At 61.2% G+C, this 2,214-nt stretch carries 2 protein-coding genes; both read right to left on the bottom strand.

The window, feature by feature from the left end; genetic code table 11:
* On the bottom strand, positions 1–478 hold a 478-nt coding region (locus tag AC1D0Z_RS20015), incomplete at its 3' end, for a DMT family transporter (protein WP_477659920.1).
* A 42-nt stretch (positions 479–520) separates the two neighbouring features.
* Entirely contained in the window at positions 521–2,131 is a 1,611-nt protein-coding gene (locus tag AC1D0Z_RS20010; protein ID WP_477659919.1) for a gamma-glutamyltransferase family protein, read from the bottom strand.
* Positions 2,132–2,214: the final 83 nt, after the last annotated feature.

Below are 2,214 nucleotides of genomic sequence, written 5' to 3'. Positions count from 1 at the left end.
GCAGCGTGATTTCGTGGCCGAACACCAGCACCACACCGCAGTAGCTGATGGCCATGCCGATGATTTGCGGCCCGCCAACGCGGCGCTTGTACATCACCAGGCCGAGCAGCAGCACGAGGGTAGGGTTGAGATAAAGAATCAACCGTTCCAGCGACGCACTGATGAACGCCAGGCCGGCGAAGTCCAGAAAACTGGCAAGGTAGTAGCCCGTGAAACCCAACCACAGCACGCCCAGCCAGTCCTTGCGCGTGAGAGGCGGCTTGCCCCGGCTGGCCCACCAAGCCATCACGGCAAAGATGGGCAGCGCGAACAGCATCCGGTACATGATCAGCGTGACCGCATCGACGCCATAGCGGTAGGCCAGCTTGACGATGATGGCTTTGCCGCTGAAGGCAATCGCGCCAAAAGTGGCAAGCAGCAAACCAGGCGCTATGCTTTTTGTAGCTGCTTGCGCACGTCCTGCTTGGTCTGCAGGCATTTTTATAGCGGATTTGTCGGGCTTGTCGGTCAAGGTCGGTGCTTAGAAACCCACGGCCTGGCCGTCGCGGCGCGGATCGCTCGCCGCGACATAACCCTCGACCTTGGGATTGCCGGCGCGCCAGATGAACTGGCCGGCGCCGAAGTCCTGGTAGGAGTCGTTGATGACTTCCATGCGATGGCCGCGGTCGGCCAGGCCTTTCACGGTGCCCGGGTCCATCGTGGCCTCTACATTGATCTCAAGCCCGGCGTTGTAGCGCCAGCGCGGCGCATCGCACGCCGCTTGCGGGATCTGTCCGTAGTCCAGCATGCGCACCAGTGTCTGCATGTGGCCCTGCGGCTGCATGTTCGCGCCCATCACGCCATAGCTCATCACGGGTTGGCCATCCTTGCTGAGGAAGGCCGGAATGATGGTGTGGAAAGGCCGCTTGCCCGGTGCGACCTGGTTGGCGCCCGGTTGCACACTGAAGGCATGACCGCGGTTTTGCAGGCTGATGCCGAACTCGGGCTCGACGCAACCCGAACCAAAACCCATGTAGTTGCTCTGGATGAAGCTCACCATCATGCCGTTCTCGTCGGCCGCCGTGAGGTAGATCGTTCCGCCCTTGACGGGGTTGCCCGCACCAAAGTCCTGTGCCTTTTTCATGTCGATGAGTTTGGCACGGGACGTGAGGTACGCGTCATCGAGCATTTGCCCGGCCGTCACCTCCATTGACGAAGGCTCGGCCACGTATCGGTAAATATCGGCAAATGCCAGCTTCATGGCTTCGATCTGCAAATGCTGCGAATCCACGCCATCGACTGGCAGCCCGGCCACATCGAATTTATCGAGGATGCCCAGCGCGATCAGCGCCGCGATGCCTTGCCCGTTGGGCGGGATCTCGTGCAGGGTATAGCCCCGGTAATCCTTGCCGATGGGCTTGACCCATTCCGGTTTGTAACCTTCAAAGTCTTTGGCGGTGATGCTGCCGCCGTTTTGTGCGGAGAATTTTTCGATGGCCTGGGCGATGGCACCGCCGTAATACGCCGCGCCCCTGGTTTGCGCGATCGCCCGCAATGCGTTGGCCGCAGCCTTGAACTGGAACAGTTCACCGACATTCGGCGCCCGGCCCCAGGGAAGGAAAGATTGCGCAAAACCCGGCAGCGACTTCAACTCCTCCGTAGCGGCCGCCCACTTCTGCTGCACCACGGGCGGCAGCAAATAGCCGCGCTCGGCAATTTCAATCGCGGGCTCCATCAGGTCGGCGAAGGGCAGCTTGCCGAAGCGCTCGCTCAAGGCCACCCAACTGGCCACCGCTCCCGGTACGCTGACGGAATCCATGCCGCGCTTGGGAGGTGTCTGCGCATCGCTGCCGTATTTGCGCTTGAAGTAATCCGGCGTCCAGCTTTGCGGAGCGGTTCCCGAAGCATTCAGGCCGTGCAGTTCCTTGCCGTCCCAGAGGATGCAGAAAGCATCGCTGCCCAGCCCATTGCTGACCGGCTCGACGATGGTCATGGCGGCGGCTGCCGCGATCGCGGCATCTACTGCATTGCCGCCCTTGAGCATCATGCGCAAACCGGCCTGTGCGCCCAACGGATGCGAAGTGGAAACGACGTTCCGGGCAAACAGCGGCAGACGGGTGGAGGTGTAGGGGTTGCTGTAGTTGAAATTCATGGGTCACCTGTTGAAGGCAAGGAAAAAGAGGAAACCGGTGGGTCACGACTGGCAACCGGCGGGAAAGTAAAACTGATGGGCCT

This window comes from Polaromonas sp. P1_E3, from assembly GCF_056405935.1.
Note: the sequence above shows the minus strand (reverse complement) of the source record. Positions and strands in the feature narration are given on the sequence as shown.

Bases quoted from the DNA above. Each gene is read 5' to 3' on its own strand.
- AC1D0Z_RS20010 (WP_477659919.1), bottom strand. From the start codon at position 2,131: ATGAATTTCAACTACAGCAACCCCTACACCTCCACCCGTCTGCCGCTG.